This window comes from Nostoc sp. ChiQUE01b (assembly GCF_034531255.1).
Taxonomy (GTDB): Bacteria; Cyanobacteriota; Cyanobacteriia; order Cyanobacteriales; family Nostocaceae; genus Nostoc.
The window spans coordinates 43,343-70,207 of record NZ_JAVRBM010000006.1; the positions used below are offsets into that span (position 1 = coordinate 43,343).

A 26,865-nucleotide genomic window follows, 5' to 3' on the forward strand; every position below is an offset into this window, starting at 1 on the left:
GTTAATAACGCTTTCTTGATCATAGTTATGTTGAGCAAAAGTTCCAAAGAAAAAAGAGACGTGTTAAATTCACGTCTCTAGGTGATGGTAAGAATATTGAGTTCTAAGCTACATCTGCAACCAGTAAGCCGTTGACAGCAACAAGCAAAAGCAGCATCTGTCTCAAACTGGCGTTGCGCTACTTCTGGCTTAACTATCAGATTTTGACTGCTAAGGGTTACGGTAATGTGTTCAGCTGCTTTCAAACCAAGATAACGTCCTTTGGATTCATCCCAACCTGTGGCATAAGCAAAGTTTTCATTCCACAGTAGCCCGCCGCAGGCATCGCGGCGATGTTCGGTCGCACCTTGAAAGTGCTAGTCTAGCTCTCTCTCACAAAGGAAACGTGTTTGTCGGGCGAAAGTTTGGCTTCAGGAGACTTCCAAAGAATAATTATCAAAACAGAATCTAGAAGCCAGAAAACAGGTATGAATTCTGTACGAGTGGCGGATGAATAAACGGGTTTAGACCCCCACGAAATCGTATATTTGGTGATCTTCAATCAGCGGCGGGTCAGAATCACTCTTCGTGAGTGATTCTGACTTCTGAATTTTTGTTCAATATTCACTAACTATTTTAAATATCTTTATTATTTGTTTAACTGTCTTAACTGTCTTAACTGTCTTAACTGTCTTAACTGTCTTAACTGTCTGCTTAACTACCTGCTTAACTTTCTTAAGTGGTATTGCATTTTATTGGCAAATCTGAGATGATTTCTAGATTAAAGTAAAAGCTTACCTTTAAATAAGCTTACGAAGCGATTTTCAAGGATATTTATGCAGAACGGAGCAAAAAGGAATCCGTAATAGTTTTTCAGTAATTCAAGATTTATCCATTACAGAGGAGCTAAAAAGTCTATTTAGCATAGAAACTAATTACTGATGTTCAAAAACTAGAAACCCAAAAAATAGTTGAAATAGATGAGTAAGAATCTTTGATATATAGCTGTACTTTCCGAAAAACATAACTAAATAATTGTAATTATTAAAAAATCTACTTAAAGTAGGGTGGGCTAATACAGTTAAATAACATACTAAGTATTTAAAGAATTCAAATCAGCAAAAAGAGTTAACCCAATGAAACAGAAGGATGCGATTAATTAAATACCATTAATTAAAGTTTAATCATAGACGATTGCCTAGTAATAGAGATACAGATAAAAAGTTCAAAGATGAATTGAGTCACTTATGTTGTACTAACACAAATATTTGCTCGAAAACAATTATTATATAATTTGTAGACAACCACGTTTATTGAGGCTATTAAAAATAACATAGATAGAAAAAAGTTATTACTTTTTTCTGTAAAAAAGCATTCATTAAAGGATAGGAACCTATGAATTTAACAGAGCTTTTAGAAAACATTTCAGCAAATAATGTTGAACTCTGGATTGATGGAGGAAAACTGCGCTACCGATCGCCTAAAAACTCACTAACCTCTGAGTTATTGGGGGAAATTGAACAATATAAACCAGAAATTATCCGAATTTTATCCCAGAGTAGTAATCAGGCTGCAACTTATCCCCTCTCCCACGGTCAACAGGCACTCTGGTCTTTATATCAATTAGCACCTAGCAATACCGCTTATAACGCCACTTATGCAGCAAAATTAGTCACAAATTTGGATATTCCAGCCCTGAAGCAAGCAGCACAAGCCCTATTTGAAAGGCATCCAGGTTTGAGGACTACCTTTGGGACTATTGATGGGGAATCTGTGCAAACAGTTCATGAAAACCAGCAAGTTGACTTTAGCATCCAAAAAACTTTCGATCTTGGCCAAGATGATGTAAATAAATGGCTTTCAGAAAGAAGCGATCGCCCCTTTAACTTAGAACAGGGCCCGATATTGCGCTTTGACTTATTAATTAACCATATTAAAACTGATAAATTAGCAACCAAAGAACATATTCTTTTAGTCACGCTACATCAGATAGTAGGGGATTTCCGGTCTTTAGAAATCATGACCGATGAACTGAGAGCCTTTTATAAAGCGATGTCTACGACGGGCTACGCCTACGCAAAAGGTGAAGCAGCCCAACTATCAGCACAAAACTATCAGTATCAAGATTACATCAAGTGGTCAGAGCAAATGCTCGTTAGTTCGCAGGGAGAAAGTTTGTGGACTTACTGGCGGCAACAACTATCTGGTGAGTTGCCACTGCTAAATTTGCCAACAGACCGACCAAGACCTCAAAGCCAAACCTTTAATGGTGCTTCCCGCTTTTTTACCGTTGAAGAAGAACTGCGGCAAAAGCTCGCAGAATTGGCAAACAGAGAAGGTGCTTCTCTTTATATACTTTTATTAACAGCATTACAAATACTATTACTACGTTATACCGATCGAGAAGATATTTTAATTGGCTCTCCAATGGTGAATCGGAGCCGTTCAGAGTTTGAAAATATTGTGGGTTACTTTACTAATCCTGTTGTCTTGCGAGGAGACCTTTCAGGAAAACCGACTTTTCAAGAGTTGCTGAGGCGATCGCGCTCTTGTGTGTTAGATGCCCTAGAGCATCAGGATTATTCCTTTCCCCTGCTGGTGGAGCGACTGCAACCTGTCCGCAACCCCAGTTTTTCGCCACTTTATCAGGTAGCCTTTGTTTGGGATAGCTATGACCAGAATGACACAGAAGTGTCACTCATGGATAGTGATGGTTTGATTGTGGAATCAATGATTTCAGAGATTAAAGAGGCTGCATTTGATTTAACCTTAACCATTCTTGAAGCCCCAGGCTCACTCAAAGGTACATGGAATTACAACACCGACTTGTTTAATGACAGCACCATTGAGCGGATGATGGGGCATTTTGTAACAATGCTTGAAGCAGTTGTAGCAAATCCTCAGCAACGAATTGACCAATTACCTTTGTTGACACAATCTGAGCAACAGCAGTTATTAGTTGAGTGGAATGATACCCAAGTAGACTATCCCCAGGATAAATGTATCCATCAGTTATTTGAAGAGCAGGTAGAGCGTACACCAAATGCAGTAGCAGTGGTATTTGAGAATCAACAATTGACGTACCATGAATTGAATTGTCAGGCTAACTCTTTGGCGCATTATTTGCGGTCTTTGGGAGTGGGAGTCGATGTGCTGGTGGGTATTTGTCTAGAGCGTTCTTTAGAGATGGTCGTGGGACTGTTGGGTATTCTCAAGGCGGGTGGGGCTTACGTACCACTTGACTCTGAGTATCCCAAAGACCGTCTCTTGTTCATGCTTGAAGACGCTCAAGTTTCAGTATTACTGAGTCAAAAGCGACTCCTCGATAAATTACCTGAGTATCAGGCAAAACTAATTTGTTTAGATGAAGTCTGGTCAGAAATTCTGCAAAACAAACAGAATAACCTTATTAAGGTAGTAACGCCTACTCATCTAGCGAATGTAATTTACACATCTGGCTCCACAGGCAAACCTAAAGGGGTAATGGTTGAGCATAGTGGATTATGCAATTTAGCTAAAGCTCAAATTCAGGTTTTCAGCTTGTCTGGTGATAGTCGAGTTCTCCAGTTTGCCTCCTTCAGTTTTGATGCTTGCATATCAGAAATTTTGATGGCTTTTGGATCGGGGGCAACACTTTACTTAGGAACAAAAGACTCTCTCCTGCCGGGTATGCCTTTAATTGACCGATTAAAGAACGATCGCATTACCCATGTCACCCTACCACCATCAGCACTGGTAGTCCTGCCACAAGAAGAACTGCCAACATTGCAAACAATCATTGTTGCCGGAGAAGCCTGTCCTATTGAACTGATGCGACAATGGTCTACAGGAAGAAACTTCTTCAACGCCTATGGGCCGACAGAAGCGAGTGTTTGTGCCACAGTGGCAAAATGTACTCCAGGGGACGAGAAAGTTACCATTGGTCGTCCTATTGCCAACAAACAAATCTACATCTTAGACTCAGACTTACAACTAGTTCCCGTTGGTGTACCAGGAGAACTGCACATTAGTGGTGTGGGATTAGCACGAGGTTATCTCAATCGCCCAGAATTAACACAAGAAAAATTCATTCCTAACCCCTTTAGTGGAGGCAGCACTTCTCTACGAGAGGCTGCGCCAACGGCTACGCTCAGTGACCAGGGGCAGGGAGCAAGGAGCAGGGGGAGAGAACGGTTGTACAAAACAGGGGACTTGGCTCGTTATCTACCAGATGGTAATATCGAATACCTGGGGCGTATCGATAACCAAGTAAAAATCCGGGGATTCCGCATTGAGTTGGGAGAAATCGAAGCAGCACTGAGCCAACATCCCCATGTGCAAGCATCATGTGTCATAGCCCGTGAAGATATCAGGGGTGATAAGCGCCTAGTAGCCTATATCGTACCGCAGCCACAGGTGACACCTAGAATCAGCGTTCTGCGTAGCTTCCTCAAAGAAAAGCTACCAGAATACATGGTACCAAGTGCCTTCGTTATCTTAGAATCTTTACCCCTAACCCCCAACGGCAAAATAGATCGTCGTGCCCTACCAGCACCAGAGCCAAGTAGTGAATTATTAGAGAAATATGTAGCTCCGCGCACCCCCATTGAAGAAATCCTGGCGTCAATTTGGCAACAAGTCCTGAAAGTAGAGCTTGTAGGCAGACATGACGACTTCTTTGAACTAGGGGGACACTCCCTACTGGCAACGCAATTCATCTCTCGTGTACGTAGCAGATTGAAAATAGAAATACCATTGCGAAGCTTATTTGCTGCACCAACAATTGCCGAGTTAGCACCATCGATTCAGCAGTTACAGCAGCAAGATATAGAACTGTCAGCACCACCCATCTTAAGGCGGGTAGAGAATGCAGAAATACCACTGTCTTATGCTCAACAGCGTTTGTGGTTTTTAGATCAGTTAGAGTCGAACAGTGCTTTATATAGTATCGTCATTGGTTTGCGTCTAGTAGGAACTCTTAATGTTGCAGCCTTAGAACAAAGTTTAAAAGAAATTATCGATCGCCATGAAGCCTTACGTACCAACTTTGTTACTGTTGATGGACAAGCTGCTCAAATCATTCAAACTCAAACGAATTGGACAGTAACAGTAGTTGACTTGCAGCATTTACCCACACTTGTACTGAGCGAAGCCGTTGGCGCAGCCTCTACCTCAGCAGAAGTAACAGAACAAAAAACGGTTGCACAGAAATTACTGGAACAAAAAGCAATTGAGCCTTTTGACTTAGCTAATAATTCATTAATCACAGCGACATTAGTGATGCTGTCTCCTACAGAACAGTGGTTATTAGTGTGTATGCACCATGTTGTCAGTGATGGCTGGTCAATCGGTGTGTTTGTCCAGGAGTTACAAGCGCTGTACAATGCTTATTCTCAGGGTCAACCGTCACCCCTGTTGCCACTGCCGATTCAGTATGCAGATTTCTCTATTTGGCAAAGACAATGGTTGCAAGGGGAAGTACTACAAAACCACTTGAGTTACTGGCAACAACAATTGGCAAATGCACCCACATTCTTGCCACTACCCACAGATAGACCCAGACCTGCTGTGCAGACTTTCAATGGCTCATATCATGTGTTTACTCTGTCTGTTGAGTTAACTCAAAAGTTGTTGCAGCTCAGTCAACAGCAAGGGGTAACTTTGTTTATGACTTTGTTAGCGGCTTATAATACCCTGCTTTACCGCTACACAGGACAAGAAGATATTTTGGTAGGGACACCAATTGCCAACCGCGATCGCACCGAGCTAGAAGGTCTAATTGGCTTTTTTGTCAATACTTTGGTGATGCGGACTGATTTAGCAGGAAACCCCAGTTTTAACGAATTACTCCCGCGCCTGAGAGAAATGGCACTGTCAGCTTATGCTCATCAAGATTTGCCCTTTGAAATGCTGGTGGAAGCATTGCAGCCAGAACGGGATCTCAGCCATACACCATTGTTCCAAGTGATGTTCGTTCTCCTGAACGCTCCCATGTCTGAAATAGAGTTGACTGGGTTAAGTGTCAGTGGATTGCCAATAGGAATTACTACGGCAAAGTTTGATTTAACTTTAACAATGGAAAACACTCCCAATGGACTCTTTGGGTGGTGGGAGTACAACACTGACTTGTTTGATAGCAGCACCATTGAGCGGATGACTGGTCATTTTTTGACACTGCTTGAGGCAATTGTGGCAAATCCCAGCGAGCGGATTTCCCAATTGCCAATGCTCAAAGCATCTGAGCAGCAACAGTTATTAGTGGAGTGGAATGATACTCAAGTAGATTATCCCCAAGATAAATGTATTCATCAGTTATTTGAAGAACTGGTAGAACGAACACCTGATGCAATAGCAGTGGTGTTTGAAAATCAACAACTGACATACCAAGAGTTGAACACTCGTGCTAACCAATTGGCGCATTATTTACAGTCCTTGGGTGTGGGAGCAGATGCGCTGGTTGGGATTTGTGTGGAGCGCTCTTTAGAGATGGTCGTCGGACTATTGGGCATTCTCAAGGCAGGTGGGACTTACGTACCACTTGACCCAGAATATCCCCAAGAGCGTTTGCGCTTTATCTTGGAAGATGCTCAAGTCTCAGTCCTGCTGAGTCAACACCATTTAGTTGAAAAATTACCTGAGTGTCAGGCGCAGCTTGTAAGCTTGGATACTAATTGGCAGTTGATTTCTCAGTTGACTCAAGAAAATCCCATCACTGATGTCCAAGCTAGTAACTTAGCTTATGTGATTTATACTTCCGGTTCTACAGGTCAACCCAAAGGTGTGCAAATCTCACATAAATCTGTGAGCAATTTTCTATCTGCTATGCAGCAGCGCCCAGGAATAACAAAACAAGATACACTGCTTGCAATCACTACTATTTCCTTTGATATTGCTGCTTTAGAAATTTTTCTGCCCATAACTGTAGGTGCATGTCTAGTAATAGCCAGTCGTGAAGTGACCCTTGATGGAAGAGAGTTATTTGACTTGCTAGTTAAGTCTAAAGCAACAATTATGCAAGCAACTCCAGCTACTTGGAGATTGCTTTTAGACTCCAACTACCAATTTAGCGATTTAAAAATACTTTGCGGTGGTGAAGCTTTACCTTGGGATCTAGTTAATCAATTGCTTGCCAAGAATACTTCTGTGTGGAATCTTTATGGCCCAACAGAGGCAACTATTTGGTCATCAGTATGTCAACTCGAATCCAATGAAAGCTTGATTTCTATTGGCCGTCCAATTTCTAATACTCAGATATACATACTAGACCAAAACTTACAACCAGTACCTGTAGGTGTGTTAGGAGAACTGCACATAGGTGGTGCAGGATTAGCAAAAGGCTACTTGAACCGACCAGAGTTAACACAAGAAAAATTCATTCCTAACCCCTTCAGTGGAGGCAGGGGGCAGGGGGCAGGGAGCAGGGGAGCAGGGGAGCAGGGGAGCAGGGGGACAATTCAGCACTCAGCACTTTTATATAAAACAGGGGATTTAGCGCGTTATTTACCAGATGGCAAAATAGAATACCTGGGGCGTATCGATAATCAGGTGAAAATCCGGGGATTCCGCATCGAATTGGGAGAAATTGAAGCAGTACTAAGCCAACATCCCAATGTGCAAGCATCATGTGTCGTAGCCCGTGAAAATATCAGGAGTGACAAGCGCCTAGTTGCCTACATCGTAGCCCAGCCACAAGTAACACTCACAATTAGCGAACTACGTAGCGACCTCAAGAAAAAGTTACCAGACTACATGGTACCAAGCGCAATAGTCATCTTGGAGTCCCTACCGCTTACCCCCAACGGCAAAATAGACCGTCGCGCGCTACCAGCACCAGAGCCGAGTAGCGAATTATTAGAGAAATATGTCGCGCCTCGCACCCCGATTGAAGAAGTACTGGCACTGATTTGGCAACAAGTCCTAAAAGTAGAGCTTGTAGGTAGACATGATAACTTCTTTGAGCTAGGAGGACACTCACTACTGGCAACGCAACTCATCTCCCGTGTGCGTACCAGCTTGAAAGTAGAACTACCATTACGTTCGTTATTTGCTGCACCCACAATTGCCGAGTTAGCACCATTGATTCAGCAGTTACAGAAACAAGATTTAGAACTTGTTGCACCGCCCATATTACCCAGGATAGGGAATACCGAATTACCACTATCGTTCGCTCAACAGCGTTTATGGTTTTTAGACCAGTTTGAGCCGAACAGTGCTTCATACAACATTCCCTTCGGGTTGCGTCTAGTCGGAAGTGTGAATGTTGTAGCCTTAGAACAAAGCTTACAAGAAATTATTGATCGCCATGAAGCCTTACGTACCAACTTTGTTACTGTTGATGGAAAGCCTTCACAAATAATTCAAACAGCAACAAATTGGACGGTTACAGTTGTTGACTTGCAGCATTTACCCTGGAGAGAACAAGAAATTGCTGCACAGAAATTAGTGCAACAACAAGCAATTCAACCTTTTGACTTAGCTCATGATGCATTAATCAGAGCAACATTAGTAATGCTGTCTCCTACAGAACAGTGGTTATTAGTGTGTATGCACCACGTTGTCTCTGATGGCTGGTCAATAGGTGTGTTTGTCCAGGAGTTACAAGCACTGTACAATGCCTATTCTCAGGGTGAATCATCTCTACGAGACGCTACGCGAACGCCCCTGTTATCACTACCAATTCAGTACGCAGATTTCGCCTTATGGCAAAGACAATGGTTGCAAGAGGAAGTACTGAACAAGCAATTGAGTTACTGGGAAAAACAGTTGGCAAATGCACCCACATTCTTGCCATTACCCACAGACAGATCCAGGCCTGCTGTGCAGACTTTCAATGGCGCACATCTGGAGTTTACACTCTCTATTGAGTTGACCCAAAAGTTGGAACAACTGAGTCAACAGCAAGGGGTAACTTTGTTTATGACGTTGTTGGCGGCATACAATACCCTGCTTTACCGCTACACGGGACAAACAGATATTTTGGTGGGGACACCAATTGCTAACCGCGATCGCACCGAAACAGAAGGGTTAATTGGCTTTTTTGTCAATACTTTGGTGATGCGGACTGAAGTTTTGGGCGATCGCACCTTTAACGAACTACTCACTCATGTTCGGGAAATGGCACTGTCTGCCTATGCTCATCAAGATTTGCCCTTTGAAATGTTGGTGGAGGCATTGCAGCCAGAACGAGACATGAGTCATACACCACTGTTCCAGGTGATGTTTGTTCTCCAGAATGCTTCCATATCTGAAATAGAGTTGACTGGGTTAACTGTCAGTGAATTGCCAATAGAAAGTTCCACAGCAAAGTTTGATTTAACTTTATTAATGGAAAACACTACCACTGGACTAGTGGGAGTGTGGGAATACAATACTGACTTGTTTGATAGCAGCACCATTGAGCGGATGACTGGTCATTTTGTGACTTTAGTTGAAGCAATTGTGGCGAATCCCAGCGATCGCATTTCTCAATTACCAATACTCACAGTATTTGAGCAACAGCAGTTATTAGTTGAGTGGAATGATACTCAAGTAGACTATCCCCAAGATAAATGTGTACATCAGTTGTTTGAGGAGCAGGTTGAGCGTACACCTGATGCAGTCGCAGTGGTGTTTGAGAATCAACAATTGACGTACCACGAGTTGAATTGTCGTGCTAACCAATTAGCCCATTACTTGCAGTCTTTGGGTGTAGGAGCGGATGTGCTGGTGGGGATATGTGTGGAACGCTCCTTAGAAATGGTGGTGGGATTACTTGGTATTCTCAAGGCGGGTGGCGCTTACGTGCCACTTGACCCTGAGTATCCCCAAGACCGTCTCTCGTTCATGCTCGCAGACGCTCAAGTTTCCGTGCTACTTACCCAACAGCATCTAGTTGAGTCTCTTCCTCAACATCAGGCGCGTGTAGTTCACTTAGATAAAGACTGGATTGCGATCGCTAAGTTTAGCCAAGAGAATCTAATTGCTGAGGTGCAAGCTAGTAACATAGCTTATGTTATTTATACTTCTGGCTCTACTGGTCAACCCAAGGGGGTAATACTATCTCACAGTAACCTTTGCAACCACATGTTCTGGATGCAAGCAACATTTCCCCTGACTAAAAAAGACAAAGTACTGCAAAAAACTCCCTTTGGCTTTGATGCCTCAGTTTGGGAATTCTACGCTCCATTGTTAGCAGGTGGACAGTTGTTAATAGCTGAACCGGGAGGTCATACTGACAGTGCTTATCTCATAAAGTTAATTGTCCAGCAGCAAGTAACTACTATTCAACTTGTTCCATCTTTGCTGCAAATGCTTTTAGAACAAGGAGGAATCGAAACTTGTCACTCCCTCAAACACGTATTCTGTGGCGGTGAAGCCTTACCTGTTACTCTGCAAGAAAGCTTATTAAGTAAGCTAGATGTAAATTTGCACAATCTCTACGGACCAACAGAAGCTTGTATTGATGCAACTTTCTGGAATTGCCAGCGTGAAATTTATCCACAACTTGTCCCCATTGGTCGTCCAATTTCCAACACGCAAATCTACATACTCGACCAAAACCTACAACCAGTACCTGTGGGTGTACCAGGAGAACTGCACATTGGTGGTGCAGGATTAGCAATAGGATACCTCAACCGCTCAGAGTTAACACAAGAGAAATTTATCTCCAACCCTTTTGAGAAGGCAGGAGGGAGTAAATTATATAAAACTGGGGATTTAGGACGTTATCTACCAGATGGCAATATCGAATACTTGGGACGCATCGACAATCAGGTGAAAATCCGGGGATTCCGCATTGAGTTAGGAGAAATAGAAGCAGCACTGAGCAAATATGAAGATGTGCAAGTATGTTGTGTCATCGTTCGCGAAGATATTCCCGGAAATAAACGCCTAGTCACCTACATAGTACCCCAGCCACAGATAACACCCACAGTTAGCGAACTGCGTAGCTTTCTCAAAGGAAAACTGCCAGAATACATGGTACCAAGTGCCTTCTTCACCCTAGAATCCCTACCCCTAACCCCCAACGGCAAAATAGACCGTCGCGCCCTACCAGAACCAGAAGCACGCACAGGAATAGAAATCGATATAGTGCAACCGCGCACCCCCATTGAAGAAAAATTAGCGCAAATTTGGGCGCAAGTATTAAGAATAGAGCAAATAGGCATACACGATAACTTTTTTGAACTAGGTGGAGATTCGATCCTCAGCATTCAAATCATCACCAGAGCAAAACTAGCTGGAATAGAACTAACAGTCAAACAACTATTTGCCAATCAAACGATCGCTCAATTAGCGACAGTCGCAGGCACAACAAAAGCACTCTCAATTGAACAAGGATTAGTCACAGGGAAATTACCCCTAACACCAATTCAAAATTGGTTTTTTGAGCAGAAATTACCAGAGAAACACCACTTCAACCAATCATTTCTCCTCACAGTACCATCCAATCTCAACCTAGAAATATTAGAGCAAGTATGGCAGCAACTACTAAAACATCACGATGCTCTAAGACTAAGATTCACCCAAACAGATACAACATGGCAGCAAATTCATGCCGACTCAACAGATAGCATTACTATCCCTCATTTTGACCTGTCGACAGTTCCAGAAACTGAGATAGAAACTACCATTGAAACCATAGCCAACGAATTACAAGCGAGTTTAAATCTGTCAGAAAATCTCGTACAAGTAGCATTTTTCTGGCTAGGTATTGACAAAAAAGCGCGATTATTAATAATAATTCACCACTTAGTAGTAGACGGTGTTTCCTGGCGGATATTGTTAGAAGATTTGCAGACAGCTTATCAGCAACTCAGTCAAGGCAAGACCATTCAACTACCTGCTAAAACCACATCCTTCAAAGATTGGGCGCAACAGCTGACAGAGTATGCTCAATCAGAAGTTTTGAAAACAGAACTAGATTATTGGTTGAGTGCATCTTACGATGCAGTTGATTCCCTCCCAGTAGACTATTCACAAGGAATAAATACTACTGCATCGGCTAAGACAATATCAGTGTCATTAAACGAAGCAGAAACCCAAGCACTCCTGCAAGATGTACCGAAAGCTTATAAAACACAAATTAACGATGTCTTGTTAACTGCCCTCGCGCTGGTATTGAGCAGATGGACTAACTCTGAGTCAGTATTATTCAACTTAGAAGGTCATGGACGGCAAGAAATCGTTGATGGTCTAGACTTATCACGCACCGTTGGTTGGTTTACAACGATTTTCCCAGTGGTTGTGGAACTGGGAATCATAGATGATCTTGGTACTGCTTTAAAATCTGTCAAGGAACAATTACGTGAAATTCCTAATAAAGGCATTGGCTATGGCTTATTGCGTTATTTGAATCTTGATGCAGAAATTAGCGCCGAACTAAAGAAAATTCCCCAAGCAGAAATTAGCTTCAATTATTTGGGGCAATTTGCTCAAGTTGTTAATACATCCTCTCTGATGCAAATAGCTAATGAGCCTAGCGGAAACAGCCAGAGTTTACAAGGTCAGCGCCATTATTTGCTAGACATTAATGCCATCATTACCAACGAACAACTGCAAATAGATTGGACATATAGCAGCAATATCCATCAGCACGAAACGATTGAGAATATTGCCCAAGAATTTGTCGAAACTTTGCAAGAGCTAATTGCTCATTGTTTATCACTAGAAAATGCAGGTTATACACCAACAGATTTTCCATTAATCAACCTTAATCAACTAGAACTTGATCAAATATTACAAAATTTATGAAACTAGAACTTAGCAAAACTAATCGGCAAAATATTGAAGATATTTATCCCTTATCTCCCATGCAAGAAGGGATGCTGTTTGAAAGCTTGTATGCTCCAGACTCAGGTGTATATTTTGAGCAGATAACTTGCATTTTGACGGGAAACCTAAATGTAAAAATCTTTGAGCAAGCTTGGCAGCAAGTGGTAGTTCGGCATCCCGTCTTCCGCACAGCGTTCCTTTGGGAGTCTTTGAGCCAGCCAGTTCAAGTGGTGTATCGACAGGTGAATGTGACGGTCGAAACATACAACTGGCGAGATTTATCTACGCAAGAGCAGCAACAGCAATTAGAGACTTTTCTAGATTCTGAGCGACAACAGGGGTTCCAAGTATCGCAAGCGCCATTAATGCGCCTACATCTAATCCAGTTGGATGGGAATACTTATCAGTTTGTTTGGTGTCATCATCATTTATTACTTGATGGCTGGTCGTCACCTTTGGTTTTCAAAGACCTGTTAGATTTTTATCAAGCAATTTCTCAGGGTGAAAGTTTATCCAACATCGGAACTGTCAGCTACCGCAACTATATTTCTTGGTTACAGCAACAAAATCGAGATTTAGCAGCAGATTTTTGGCGACAAAAACTCCGAGGTTTTAATACACCAACTCCTTTGACTGTGGATAAACCATTGTCGATGCGAGAGCAGCATTCTGGCTACGGCGAACAACAAATTGAATTAACTGTGCCAGCGACAGCAGCAGTGGTGTCTTTTGTGAGACAGCATCAATTGACGATGAGTAATTTGGTGCAGGCGACTTGGGGATTGTTACTGTCTCGCTACAGCCAAGAAACAGATGTGGTTTTTGGTGCAACTGTGTCTGGTCGTCCGCCTGAACTTGTTGGTGTAGAGTCGATAGTGGGGTTATTTATCAATACTCTGCCAGTGCGGGTACAAATCTCCGAGCAGACTGAATTGCTGGGTTTGTTAAAGGATTTACAGGCACAACAGATTGAGTCTGAGCAATTTTCCTATAGCTCATTGGTAGAGATTCAGGGGTTGAGTGATGTTCCCAGGGGTACATCTTTGTTTGAGAGTATTGTTGTTTTTGAGAATTATCCTGTTGATGCTGATGTTCTACAAGGCAATAAAGATTTTTCCCTCTCAAATTTTAGGTGGATTGAACAAACAAATTATCCACTGACGGTTTTAGTTTCCCCTGGTGAGCAACTGTCGCTGAGGGTGATGTATGATGCTAGTCGATTTGAAGATGGAACGATTAGCCGGATGCTTGGCCATTTTAGAACAATGCTTGAGGCGATCGCTACTAATCCTCAGCAACAAATTTCCCAGTTGCCAATACTAACAAAATCTGAGCAGCAACAGCTATTAGTTGACTGGAATGATACCCAGATAGATTACCCCCAAGATAAATGTATCCATAAGTTATTTGAGGTGCAGGTAGAACTTACACCCAATGCTGTGGCGGTGGTCTTTGAGAATCAACAACTGACATATCATGAGTTAAATTGTCGTGCTAATCAATTGGCGCATTATTTGCAGTCCTTGGGTGTAAAACCAGATGTGCTAGTGGGGATATGTATAGAACGCTCCCTAGAAATGTTAATAGGAATACTAGGAATTCTCAAAGCAGGTGGCGCTTATGTACCACTTGACCCAGCGTATCCCCAAGACCGTTTGCGCTTCATGTTAGAAGATGCGGCTGTGTCAGTGCTACTTACCCAACAACTATTGGTTGAGAAATTACCTGAGCATCAGGCGCGTGTCGTCTACTTAGACACCGACTGGCAACTTATTTCCCAGTTAAATCAGGATAATCTGATCCCTGGCGTGCAAGAGAATAACTTGGGTTACGTAATTTACACCTCTGGTTCTACGGGTCAACCAAAGGGTGTAGCCATGAATCAGCTTGCTCTTTGCAATCTTATATTATGGCAACTGCAAAATTCGTCAATTTCTCCTAGTGGAGTAAAAACCCTACAATTTGCTCCTGTCAGCTTTGATGTCTCCTTTCAAGAAATGTTTTCTACTTGGTGTTCTGGTGGCACATTGCTGTTGATTGGGGAGGAATTACGCCGGGAACCCTTAGCTTTATTAGGTTTACTCCAAGAACAAGCTATTGAAAGACTGTTTGTTCCATTTGTTGCTTTACAGCAACTAGCGGAGGTAGCTGTTAGTAGTGAATTAGTGACTAGTAATCTGAGGGAAATCATTACTGCTGGGGAACAGTTACAGATTACTCCCGCCATTTCCAAGTGGCTAAGTCAGCTAAGTGACTGTACTCTGCACAATCATTATGGGCCATCGGAGAGCCATGTGATCGTCACTTTTACTCTGACTAATTCGGTGGACACTTGGTCGCTACTTCCTCCGATTGGCCGTCCCATTGCCAACACGCAAATCTACATCCTGGATAAGTATTTACAGCCTGTACCTTTGGGTATACCAGGGGAACTGCACATCGGTGGTGTTTCCTTAGCGCGAGGCTACTTGAATCGACCAGAGTTAACAGAAGAAAAATTTATTCCCAACCCCTTCGGTAGAAGCAGGGGAGCAGAGGAGCAGAGGAGCAGGGGGGGAGAACGTCTTTACAAAACAGGGGATTTAGGACGTTATTTATCAGATGGCAATATCGAATACTTAGGACGTATTGATAGCCAAGTAAAAATACGGGGATTTCGCATTGAATTGGGAGAAATAGAAGCAGTACTGAGCCAATATGAGCATATACAAGCATCTTGTGCGATCGCCCGCGAAGATACTCCTGGCGATAAACGCCTAGTTGCTTACATCGTTCCCCAACCAGAGCAGACACCCACAGTAAGCGTTCTGCGGCAATTCCTCAAGTCGAAGCTACCAGAATACATAGTTCCTTCGGCAATAGTCATCTTGGAGTCTTTACCCCTAACCCCCAATGGCAAAGTAGACCGTCGTGCCCTACCTGCACCAGAGCCAAGTAGTAAATTATTAGAGAAATATGTAGCTCCACGCACCCCAATTGAAGAAATACTGGCGCTGATTTGGCAACAAGTCCTGAAAGTAGAGCTTGTAGGCAGACATGATAATTTCTTTGAACTAGGGGGACATTCTCTACTAGCAACGCAACTCATTTCCCGTGTGCGTACCAGCTTGAAAGTAGAATTACCATTGCGGAGCTTATTTGCCACACCAACTGTTGCTGAATTAGCATCATCAATTCAGCAATTACAGCAGCAAAATATAGAACTATCAGCACCACCCATATTTCCAAGGGCAGAGAATGCAGAAATACCACTGTCATTCGCGCAACAACGGTTGTGGTTTTTAGACCAGTTGGAGCCGAACAGTGCTTTATACAACATCCATTTCGGGTTGCGTTTAGCCGGAACTCTTAATGTTGCAGCATTAGAACAAAGCTTACAAGAAATCATTCATCGCCACGAAGCCTTACGCACTAACTTTGTTACTGTTGATGGACAAGCTTCTCAAATCATTCAAACAGAAACGAATTGGACAGTAAAAGTAGTTGACTTGCAGCATTTATCGATACTTGTACAGAGCGGAGCAGAAGTAACAGAACAAAAAACTACTGCACAGAAATTAGTGCAACAACAGGGGATTCAACCTTTTAACTTGGCTGAGGAAGCATTAATTAGAGCGACATTAGTACTATTGTCGGAGACGGAACAGTGGTTATTAGTGTGTATGCACCATGTTGTTAGTGATGGCTGGTCAATAAATGTGTTTGTCCAGGAGTTACAAGCGCTGTACAATGCCTTTTCTCAAGGTCAACGCTCACCCTTATTACCACTGCCGATTCAGTATGCAAATTTTGCTATTTGGCAAAGACAATGGTTGCAAGGCTCGGTACTGAACAGCCAATTGAGTTACTGGCAAGAACAATTGGCAAATGCACCCACATTCTTACCATTACCCACAGACAGACCCAGACCTGCTGTGCAGACTTTCAATGGCGCAAATATGGAGTTTGCCTTGTCTGTTGAGTTAACTCAACAACTGACAAAACTAAGTCAAGAGCAAGGGGTGACTTTGTTTATGACGCTGTTAGCGGCATACAATACATTACTTTACCGCTATACGGGACAAACAGATATTTTGGTGGGGACACCAATTGCCAACCGCGATCGCGCCGAAACAGAAGGTCTAATTGGCTTTTTTGTCAACACTTTAGTTTTGCGGACTAACTTGGCAGAAAATCCCAGCTTTAGCGAATTACTCCTGCGCCTGAGAGAAATAGCTCTATCCGCCTATGCTCATCAAGATTTGCCCTTTGAAATGTTGGTGGAAGCATTGCAGCAAGAACGAGACTTGAGCCATACACCACTGTTCCAGGTGATGTTTGTTCTCAATAATGCTCTTATGTCTGAAATAGAGTTGACTGGGTTAACTGTCAGTTCCTTGCCATCAGAAAGTTCCACGGCAAAATTTGATTTGACCTTGGGAATGGAAAACACTTCCACTGGACTAGTGGGGTGGTGGGAATACAATACTGACTTGTTTGATAGCAGCACCATTGAGCGGATGACTGGTCATTTGGTGACATTGCTGTCAAGTATTGTCGCCAATCCACAACAGCGAATTGACCAATTACCAATGCTCACAGCATCTGAGCAACAGCAGTTACTAGTTGAGTGGAATGATACTCAAGTAGACTATCCCCAAGATAAATTTATTCATCAGTTGTTTGAAGAACAAGTGGAGCGCACACCCGATGCAGTGGCAGTGGTGTTTGAGAATCAACAATTGACGTACCACGAATTGAATTGTCAGGCTAACCAGTTGGCGCATTATTTGCGGTCTTTGGGAGTGGGAGCCGACGTGCTGGTTGGGATATGTGTAGAACGCTCCTTGGAGATGGTAGTGGGATTACTTGGTATTCTCAAGGCGGGTGGGGCTTACGTACCACTTGACCCTGAGTATCCCCAAGACCGTCTGAGTTTTATGCTTGAAGACGCTCAAGTTTCCGTGCTACTGAGTCAACAGCATCTAGTTGAGAACTTACCTGAACATCAAGCGCGTGTTGTTTGCTTAGATAGCGACTGGCAAATCATTCCCCAGTCGAATCAGCACAATCCCATCACTGGTATACAAACTAGTAACTTGGCTTATGTGATTTACACTTCGGGTTCCACCGGAAAGCCTAAAGGAGCGCTAAATACGCATCTAGGGATTTGCAATCGCCTCCTGTGGATGCAGCAAGCTTATGAATTAACAGAAATAGATTGCGTTTTACAGAAAACTCCTTTCAGCTTCGATGTCTCCGTTTGGGAGTTTTTCTGGCCATTATTGACTGGAGCGCGTTTAGTTGTAGCTAAACCAGGTGGACATAAAGATAGTAATTACTTGGTCAAGCTAATATTAGAGCAACAAGTTACTACACTGCATTTTGTCCCTTCAATGCTTCAGATTTTCGTAGAAGAAGAAAGTATTAAAAATTGCAGTAGCTTGAAGCGAGTTATTTGTAGTGGCGAAGCACTGCCTTTAGAACTTCAGGAACGCTTTTTTGCTTCTTTAAAATGTCAATTACATAATCTCTACGGGCCAACAGAAGCGGCAATTGATGTCACCTTCTGGGAATGTCAACCAGAGAGCAATTTGAAGACTGTGCCTATTGGTCGCCCAATTTCCAATACGCAAATCTACATACTCGACCAAAACTTACAACCAGTACCCGTGGGTGTGCCAGGAGAGTTACACATCGCTGGTACAGGATTAGCAACAGGCTACCTCAACCGCCCAGAGTTAACACAAGAGAAATTCATTCCCAACCCTTTTGAGAAGGCAGGAGGCAGTACTTCGGCTTCTCTACGAGACAGGAGGCGAACGCTCAGTAACCGGAGACAGGATCTCACTGAGCGACTTGCCTTGAGCGGAGCCGAAAGGAGCCGAAGTAGGGCAAGAGGGAGTAAATTATATAAAACCGGAGATTTGGCTCGTTATCTACCAGATGGCAATATCGAATACCTGGGACGCATCGACAACCAAGTAAAAATCCGGGGTTTCCGCATCGAATTAGGAGAAATCGAGGCAGCACTAAGCCAACATAAAGATGTGCAAACATCTGTAGTCATTGTCTGCGAAGACATCAGAAGTGACAAACGCATAGTAGCCTACATCGTACCGGAACCACAGATAACACCGACAATCAACCAACTGCGTAGCTTCCTCAAGGAAAAGTTACCAGAATACATGGTACCAAGTAACTTTGTCACCCTAGATTCTCTACCCCTAACACCCAACGGCAAAATAGACCGCCGTGCCCTACCAGTACCAGAGACAAGTAGTAAATTATCAGATAAATACGTAGCTCCACGTACACCCATAGAAGAAATCCTGGCACAAATTTGGGTGCAAGTGCTGAAAGTAGAGCTTGTAGGCAGACATGATAACTTCTTTGAACTAGGGGGACACTCACTACTAGCAACGCAACTTATCTCCCGCATCCGCACTAATTTCCAAGTAGAATTACCATTGCGGAGCTTATTTGCTGCACCAACAATTGCGGAATTAGCGCCAAACATTCAACGGTTACAGCAACAAGACTTAGAACTTTCTGCACCAGCCATATTACCAAGGGCAAACAATGCAGAACTACGCCTGTCTTATGCTCAACAGCGTTTGTGGTTTATAGACCAGTTGGAGCCGAATAGTCCATCATATAACATCCCCATTGGTTTGCGCTTAGTCGGAATTCTGAACGTTGCCGCCTTAGAACAAAGCTTAATTGAAATTATTCATCGCCACGAAGCATTACGCACCAACTTCATCACAGTAGATGGACAAGCTGCTCAAATCATCCAAACAGAAACGAATTGGTCAGTTACTGTTGTTGAGTTGCAAAATCTACCAACAATTGAACAAGAAATAGCTGCACAGAAATTAGTGCAACAACAAGCAATTCAACCTTTTGACTTGTTAAATGAAGCCCTATTCAGAACGACATTAGTGATACTGTCCGAGACAGAACAGTGGCTATTAGTGTGTATGCACCATGTTGTCAGTGATGGCTGGTCAATAAATGTGTTTGTCCAGGAGCTACAAGCACTATACAATGCCTATTCTCAAGGTGAATCATCTCTACGAGACGCTACGCGAACACCCCTGTTGCCACTGCCAATTCAGTATGCAGATTTCGCCTTATGGCAAAGGCAATGGTTACAAGGGGAAGTACTCAACAGTCAATTGAGTTACTGGCAAGAACAATTGGCAAATGCACCTACATTTTTGCCATTACCCACAGACAGACCCAGACCTGCTGTGCAGACTTTCAATGGCGCAAATCTGAAGTTTGCCCTGTCTGTTGAACTCACTCAACAACTGACAAAACTGAGTCAGGAGCAAGGGGTGACTTTGTTTATGACGCTGTTAGCGGCATACAATACATTACTTTACCGCTATACGGGACAAACAGATATTTTGGTGGGGACACCAATTGCTAACCGCGATCGCACCGAAACAGAAGGGTTAATTGGCTTTTTTGTCAATACTTTGGTGATGCGGACTGAAGTTTTGGGCGATCGCACCTTTAACGAACTACTCACTCATGTTCGGGAAATGGCACTGTCCGCCTACGCTCATCAAGATTTGCCCTTTGAAATGCTGGTGGAAGCATTGCAGCCAGAACGAGACATGAGCCATACACCACTGTTCCAGGTGATGTTTGTCCTCCAGAATACTCCCATGTCTGAAATAGAGTTAACTGGGTTAACTGTCAGTTCATTGCCAATAGAAAGTTCTACGGCAAAGTTTGATTTGACCTTAATAATGGAGAATACCGCTACTGGACTAGTGGGATGGTGGGAATACAACACTGACTTGTTTAATAGCAGCACTATTGAGCGAATGACAGGTCATTTTGTGACAATGCTTGAGGCAATTGTGGCGAATCCTCAAGAGCGGATTTCCAAATTGCCAATATTAACAGAATCTGAGCAACGGCAGTTATTGGTTGAGTGGAATGATACATGGGTGGATTATCCCCAGGATAAATGTATCCATCAATTGTTTGAAGAGCAGGTTGAGCGTACACCGGATGCAGTGGCGGTGGTGTTTGAGAATCAACAACTGACATACCACGAATTAAATTGTCGTGCTAACCAGTTAGCCTATTACTTGCAGTCTTTGGGTGTAGGAGCAGATGTGCTGGTGGGGATATGTGTGGAGCGTTCTTTAGAAATGCTTGTAGGAATACTTGGGATTCTCAAGGCGGGTGGAGTTTATGTACCTCTCGACCCAGAGTATCCTGAAGAGCGTCTAAATTTTATGCTAGAAGATGCTCAAGTTTCATTGCTGTTGACTCAAGAAAAATTAGTAGAATATCTTGTGCAACATCAAGTGCGTCTCGTCTCCTTAGACAGCAACTGGCAGAGCATATCCCTCGCAAATCAAAATAATCTCAACAGTACAGTCAGTCCTGAAAACCTATGTTATGTGATTTACACCTCTGGTTCTACAGGAACACCCAAGGGAGTAGCAGTAACCCATCAGGCTGTAAATCGACTAGTCTTCAACACTAATTATGTACAATTATCTCCTAGCGATCGCGTTGCTCAAGCGGCAAATATTGCCTTTGATGCTGCGACCTTTGAAATTTGGGGAGCATTGCTTCACGGAGCCAAGCTAGTCATCATCAATAAATCTGTATTGCTCACCCCGAAAGAATTTGCTGCAAATATGCGCTACCACGAGGTTAGTGTCTTATTCTTAACCACAGCTTTATTCAATCAGTTAGCCAATTTTGTACCGCAAGCGTTTAGTTCTTTAAGATATCTACTATTTGGTGGTGAAGCGGTTGACCCAAGATGGGTGCAAGAAGTACTCGAAAAAGGCGCTCCACAGCAATTGCTTCATGTCTATGGGCCAACAGAAAATACCACCTTTTCTTCTTGGTATTTAGTAGAAAACTTACCAACCACAGCCACAACTATCCCTATCGGTCGCCCAATTTCCAATACACAAATCTACATATTCGACCAAAACTTACAACCAGTACCTGTGGGTGTACCAGGAGAGTTATATATCGGCGGTGTCGGATTAGCACAAGGCTACTTCAACGCAAAAGAGTTAACACAAGAAAAATTCATCCCCAACCCCTTCGGTGGAAGGAGAGGAGGAGAACGCTTATATAAAACTGGGGACTTAGCCCGTTATCTGCCAGATGGTAATATCGAATACTTAGTACGCATCGATAACCAAGTAAAAATCCGGGGATTCCGCATCGAATTAGGAGAAATTGAAGCAGTACTGAGCCAACATGAAGATGTGCAAGTATGTTGCGTCATTGCCCGCGAAGATATCAAGAGTGATAAGCGCCTAGTAGCCTATATCGTACCGCAGTCACAGATGACACCCAAAATCAGCGTTCTGCGTAGCTTGCTAAAAGAAAAGCTATCAGAATACATGATACCAAGCGCCTTCGTCATACTGGAGTCCCTACCCCTTACCCCCAACGGCAAAATAGACCGTCGCGCCCTACCAGCACCAGAGACAAGTAGTGAATTATCAGAAAAATATGTCGCCCCACGCAGCCCCATCGAAGAAATTTTGTCACTGATTTGGACACAAGTCCTGAAAGTAGAGCTTGTAGGCAGACATGATAACTTTTTTGAACTAGGAGGACACTCACTACTAGCAACGCAACTCATTTCCCGCATCCGCACTAACTTCCAAGTAGAAATCCCCTTGCGAAGCTTATTTGCTGCACCAACAATTGCCCAATTAGCGTTAAACATCCAAAGGTTACAGCAACAAAACTTAGAACTTTCAGCACCACCCATATTGTCAAGAGCAGAAAATGCAGAGATACCACTGTCTTATGCTCAACAGCGTTTGTGGTTTTTAGACCAGTTGGAGCCGAACACTGCCTCATACAATATCCCCATCGGGTTGCGTTTAGTGGGAACTCTTGAAGTTACAGCCTTAGAACAAAGCTTAATTGAAATTATTCATCGCCACGAAGCATTACGCACTAACTTTGTTACTGTTGATGGACAAGCTGCTCAAATCATTCAAACACCACCAAATTGGACATTTTCAGTAGTTGACTTGCAGCATTTATCGACAACCGAAATTGAACTAGCTGCACAGCAACTAGTTCAACAACAAGCAATTCAACCTTTTGACTTGGCTGAGGAAGCCCTATTCAGAGCGACATTACTGGTGCTGTCAGAGACAGAACAATGGTTATTAGTGTGTATGCACCACGTTGTCAGTGATGGCTGGTCAATAGGTGTGTTTGTCCAGGAGTTACAAGCGCTGTACAATGCTTATTCTCAAGGTCAACCGTCACCCTTGTTACCACTACCAATCCAGTATGCAGATTTCGCTATTTGGCAAAAGCAATGGTTGCAAGGCTCGGTACTGAACAGCCAATTGAGTTACTGGCAAGAACAATTGGCAAATGCACCCACATTCTTACCATTACCCACAGACAGACCCAGACCTGCTGTGCAGACTTTCAATGGCGCAAATATGGAGTTTGCCTTGTCTGTTGAGTTAACTCAACAACTGACAAAACTAAGTCAGGAGCAAGGGGTGACTTTGTTTATGACCTTGTTAGCGGCATACAATACATTACTTTACCGCTACACGGGACAAACAGATATTTTGGTGGGGACACCAATTGCTAACCGCGATCGCACCGAAATAGAAGGGTTAATTGGCTTTTTTGTCAATACTTTGGTGATGCGGACTGATTTGTCTGAAAATCCCAGCTTTAACGAATTACTCCCGCGTCTAAGAGAAATGGCACTGTCAGCTTATGCTCATCAAGATTTGCCCTTTGAAATGCTGGTAGAAACTTTGCAACCAGAACGAGACATGAGTTATACACCACTGTTTCAGGTAATGTTTGTTCTTCAGAATACTCCCATGTCTGAAATAGAGTTGACTGGGTTAACTGTTAGTTCCTTACCAATAGAAAGTTCCACGGCAAAGTTTGATCTTACCTTATCAATGGAAAACACTCCCACTGGACTAGTGGGAGTGTGGGAATACAACACTAATTTATTTGATAGCTGCACCATTGAGCGGATGACGGGTCATTTTGTAACTTTGCTCGAAGCAATTGTGGCGAATCCCAGCGAGCGGATTTCGCAATTGCCAATGTTAACAGCTTCTGAGCAGCAACAATTATTAGTTGAGTGGAATGATACTCAAGTAGATTATCCCCAAGATAAATGTATCCATGAGTTATTTGAGGAGCAGGTGGAGCGTACACCCGATGCAGTGGCAGTGGTGTTTGAGAATCAACAATTGACGTATCACGAGTTGAATTGTCGTGCTAACCAGTTGGCCCATTACTTGCAGTCTTTAGGTGTGAGACCCGACACGCTTGTAGCTATATGTGTGGAACGCTCCTTAGAAATGGTGGTGGGATTACTTGGTATTCTCAAGGCAGGTGGTGCTTACGTGCCGCTTGACCCAGCGTATCCCCAAGACCGTCTGAGCTTTATGCTTGAAAATGCTCAAGCTTCCGTGCTGCTAACCCAACAGCAATTAGTTGAGAAATTCCAAAAGCATCAGGCACAGGTTGTTTGTTTAGATACTGATTGGCACTTTATTTCTCAATTAAATCGAGATAATTTAATCACTGAAGTACAAGCAACTAACTTGGCTTATGTGATTTATACCTCTGGTTCTACAGGAACACCAAAGGGAGTACTGATTGCCCATCAAGGATTGTTAAATTTAGTGTTGTGGCATCAGCGTACTTTTAAAATCACGACCTTAGACAAAGCCACCCAAATGGCAGGAACAGGATTTGACGCGGCTGCATGGGAATTATGGCCTTACCTAACAGCAGGAGCAAGTATCTACTTAGTCAAATCTGACATTCTTGCCTCGCCAGTAAATTTACGAGATTGGTTGATATCACAGAAGATTACTATCAGTTTTGTGCCAACACCAGTAACACAGGAGTTATTGTCTTTAGAATGGACTACGGAAAGTTTAGCTTTGCGTTACATCCTGACTGGAGGGGATAAGCTTAATCAGTATCCACCAGCGTCAATCCCTTTCCAAGTAGTGAATAATTATGGTCCAACAGAGAATACTGTTGTCACAACTTCTGGGTCGGTAGTTGCTAAGGAGCAGGAGCAGATATCACCAAGCATTGGTCGCCCAATTGACAATACCCATATCTACATTTTAGATAAGTATTTACAACCAGTACCCATTGGTGTGCCAGGAGAGTTACACATCGGTGGTGCAGGATTAGCACGCGGTTATCTCAACCGACCAGAATTAACACAAGAGAAATTCATCCCCAACCCTTTTGAGAAGGTGAGACAGCGCGGTCTTGGGGGTTTCCCCCATGAGCGACTGCGAACCCAAAGGGCAGGAGGCAGTAAATTATACAAAACTGGTGACTTAGCCCGCTATCTACCAGATGGAAACATAGAATACCTGGGGCGCATCGACAATCAGATAAAAATCCGAGGTTTCCGAATTGAGTTAGGGGAAATTGAGGCAATACTGAGTCAGCATCCAGGAGTTAGAGAAAATGTGGTAGTGGCGAGGGAAGAGATTCCAGGAGAGAAACGCTTAGTAGCTTATTTTGTGCCGCAGTTGGAGCAAACACCAACCATCAATGAGTTACGTATTTTCTTGAAAGAAAAATTACCACAATACATGGTGCCCTCTGCTTTTGTCAGGTTAGAGTTTTTACCTTTAACTCCCAATGGCAAGGTAGACCGAAAAGCTTTACCCTTTCCTGATTCCGATAATACCCAGGCAGTGAGTTTTGTGGCACCAGGTACCTCTGTAGAGAAGGTATTGGCAGATATTTGGGCTAATGTACTGCATCTAAAGCAGGTGGGTGTTCTGGATAATTTCTTTGAGTTAGGAGGTCATTCACTCTCCACAATTCGGGTGATGTCCCAGGTAAATGAGACTTTCCAGATTAACTTACCGTTGCGCCACCTATTTACTGCCCCAACTGTCGCTGAACTTGCTCAGACTATTGAGTTTACCTCTGGGGCAGACTCTACTGTCACTGCAAATAAAATTACTACCGTAGACTTACAAGCTGAAGTTGTCCTAGACCAGACAATTAACCCTAGTAACCTAGTTTATCAACCTGTAAGTGAACCTTCGGCTATTTTCCTAACAGGTGCAACAGGCTTTGTAGGTGCTTTTTTGCTGGCTGAATTATTACAACAAACTCAAGCAGATATCTATTGTCTGGTGCGTGCTGCCAATGTTACCGCAGGTAAACAACGGCTCCAAGAAACCCTGAAATCTTATTTACTTTGGGAGGCATCTTTTAACTCGCGGATCATTCCAGTATTAGGAGATTTATCTCAACCGCTTCTTGGTCTTTCAGATGAGCAGTTTCACCTCATGGCTGGGAAAATTGATTCAATCTACCATAATGGCGCTTTAGTGAATCATGTTTATCCATACGCTTTGTTAAAAGCAGCAAATATTCGGGGAACTGAGGAAGTCTTGAGATTAGCTAGTCAAATCAAAATCAAGCCTGTGCATTTCATTTCTACTGTTAGCGTTTTCGCCTCAGATGAGTATTTCAAATTAGAGGTTGTTCAAGAAAATGATCCTCTGGAATCCTGTCAAGGACTTCCGGGAGGCTATGCCCAAAGTAAATGGGTTGCAGAAAAGATGGTAATGATGGCACGCGATCGCGGTTTGCCTTGCAGTATCTACAGGCTTGGTAGAATAACATGGCACAGTCAAACCGGCGTTTGGAATTTAAATGATATGTTTTACAGATTCATCAAAAGCTGCATTCAACTAAAAAGTGCGCCAGAGATGAACAGCATGGTAGAAATTACACCTGTAGACTATCTCACCAAAGCTTTAATCCACCTGTCGCAGCAGCCAGAATCTTTGGGCAAAGCCTTTCATCTAATTAATTCCGATTCTGCTCCTTGGAGTCAATTTATTAACTGCATCCGCTCTTTGGGCTACCCACTGCAACAGCTTTCCTATGAAGATTGGCAAGCTGAACTACTTCGCAGTACCCAAATTTATACTGATAACGCTTTGTATTCAGTTGTATCGCTGGCTGGAGACAATACATCTTCAGAGTCAACGCCAAATGCGGCATCTAGCTTAAAATTCGATTGCCAAAATACCCTCAATGGACTTGTAAATACCGATATTCGCTGGCCGGAAGTAGACAATAAATTACTCCAAGCTTTCTTTACCAATTTATGAA

At 43.1% G+C, this 26,865-nt stretch carries 3 protein-coding genes; 2 read left to right on the forward strand and 1 reads right to left on the reverse strand.

The window, feature by feature from the left end; all coding sequences use genetic code 11:
* Window positions 1-77 precede the first annotated feature (77 nt).
* A complete protein-coding gene (locus RMY63_RS06085) occupies window positions 78-245 on the reverse strand; it encodes a hypothetical protein (RefSeq protein ID WP_322727843.1) in 168 nt (55 codons plus the stop codon).
* A gap of 1,129 nt (window positions 246-1,374) precedes the next feature.
* Between RMY63_RS06085 and RMY63_RS06090 the strand changes: the two genes are divergently transcribed.
* A complete protein-coding gene (locus RMY63_RS06090) occupies window positions 1,375-12,690 on the forward strand; it encodes a non-ribosomal peptide synthetase (RefSeq protein WP_322727844.1) in 11,316 nt (3,771 codons plus the stop codon).
* Window positions 12,687-26,864, forward strand: coding sequence for a non-ribosomal peptide synthase/polyketide synthase (locus RMY63_RS06095; RefSeq protein WP_322727845.1), 14,178 nt, complete (start codon window positions 12,687-12,689; stop codon window positions 26,862-26,864). The genes RMY63_RS06090 and RMY63_RS06095 overlap by 4 nt, the downstream gene beginning before the upstream one ends.
* The last annotated feature ends 1 nt before the right edge of the window (window position 26,865 follow it).

Excerpts from the sequence above, each read along its gene's own strand:
- RMY63_RS06090 (WP_322727844.1), top strand. The coding sequence starts at position 1,375 with ATGAATTTAACAGAGCTTTTAGAAAACATTTCAGCAAATAATGTTGAA.
- RMY63_RS06095 (WP_322727845.1), top strand. The coding sequence starts at position 12,687 with ATGAAACTAGAACTTAGCAAAACTAATCGGCAAAATATTGAAGATATT.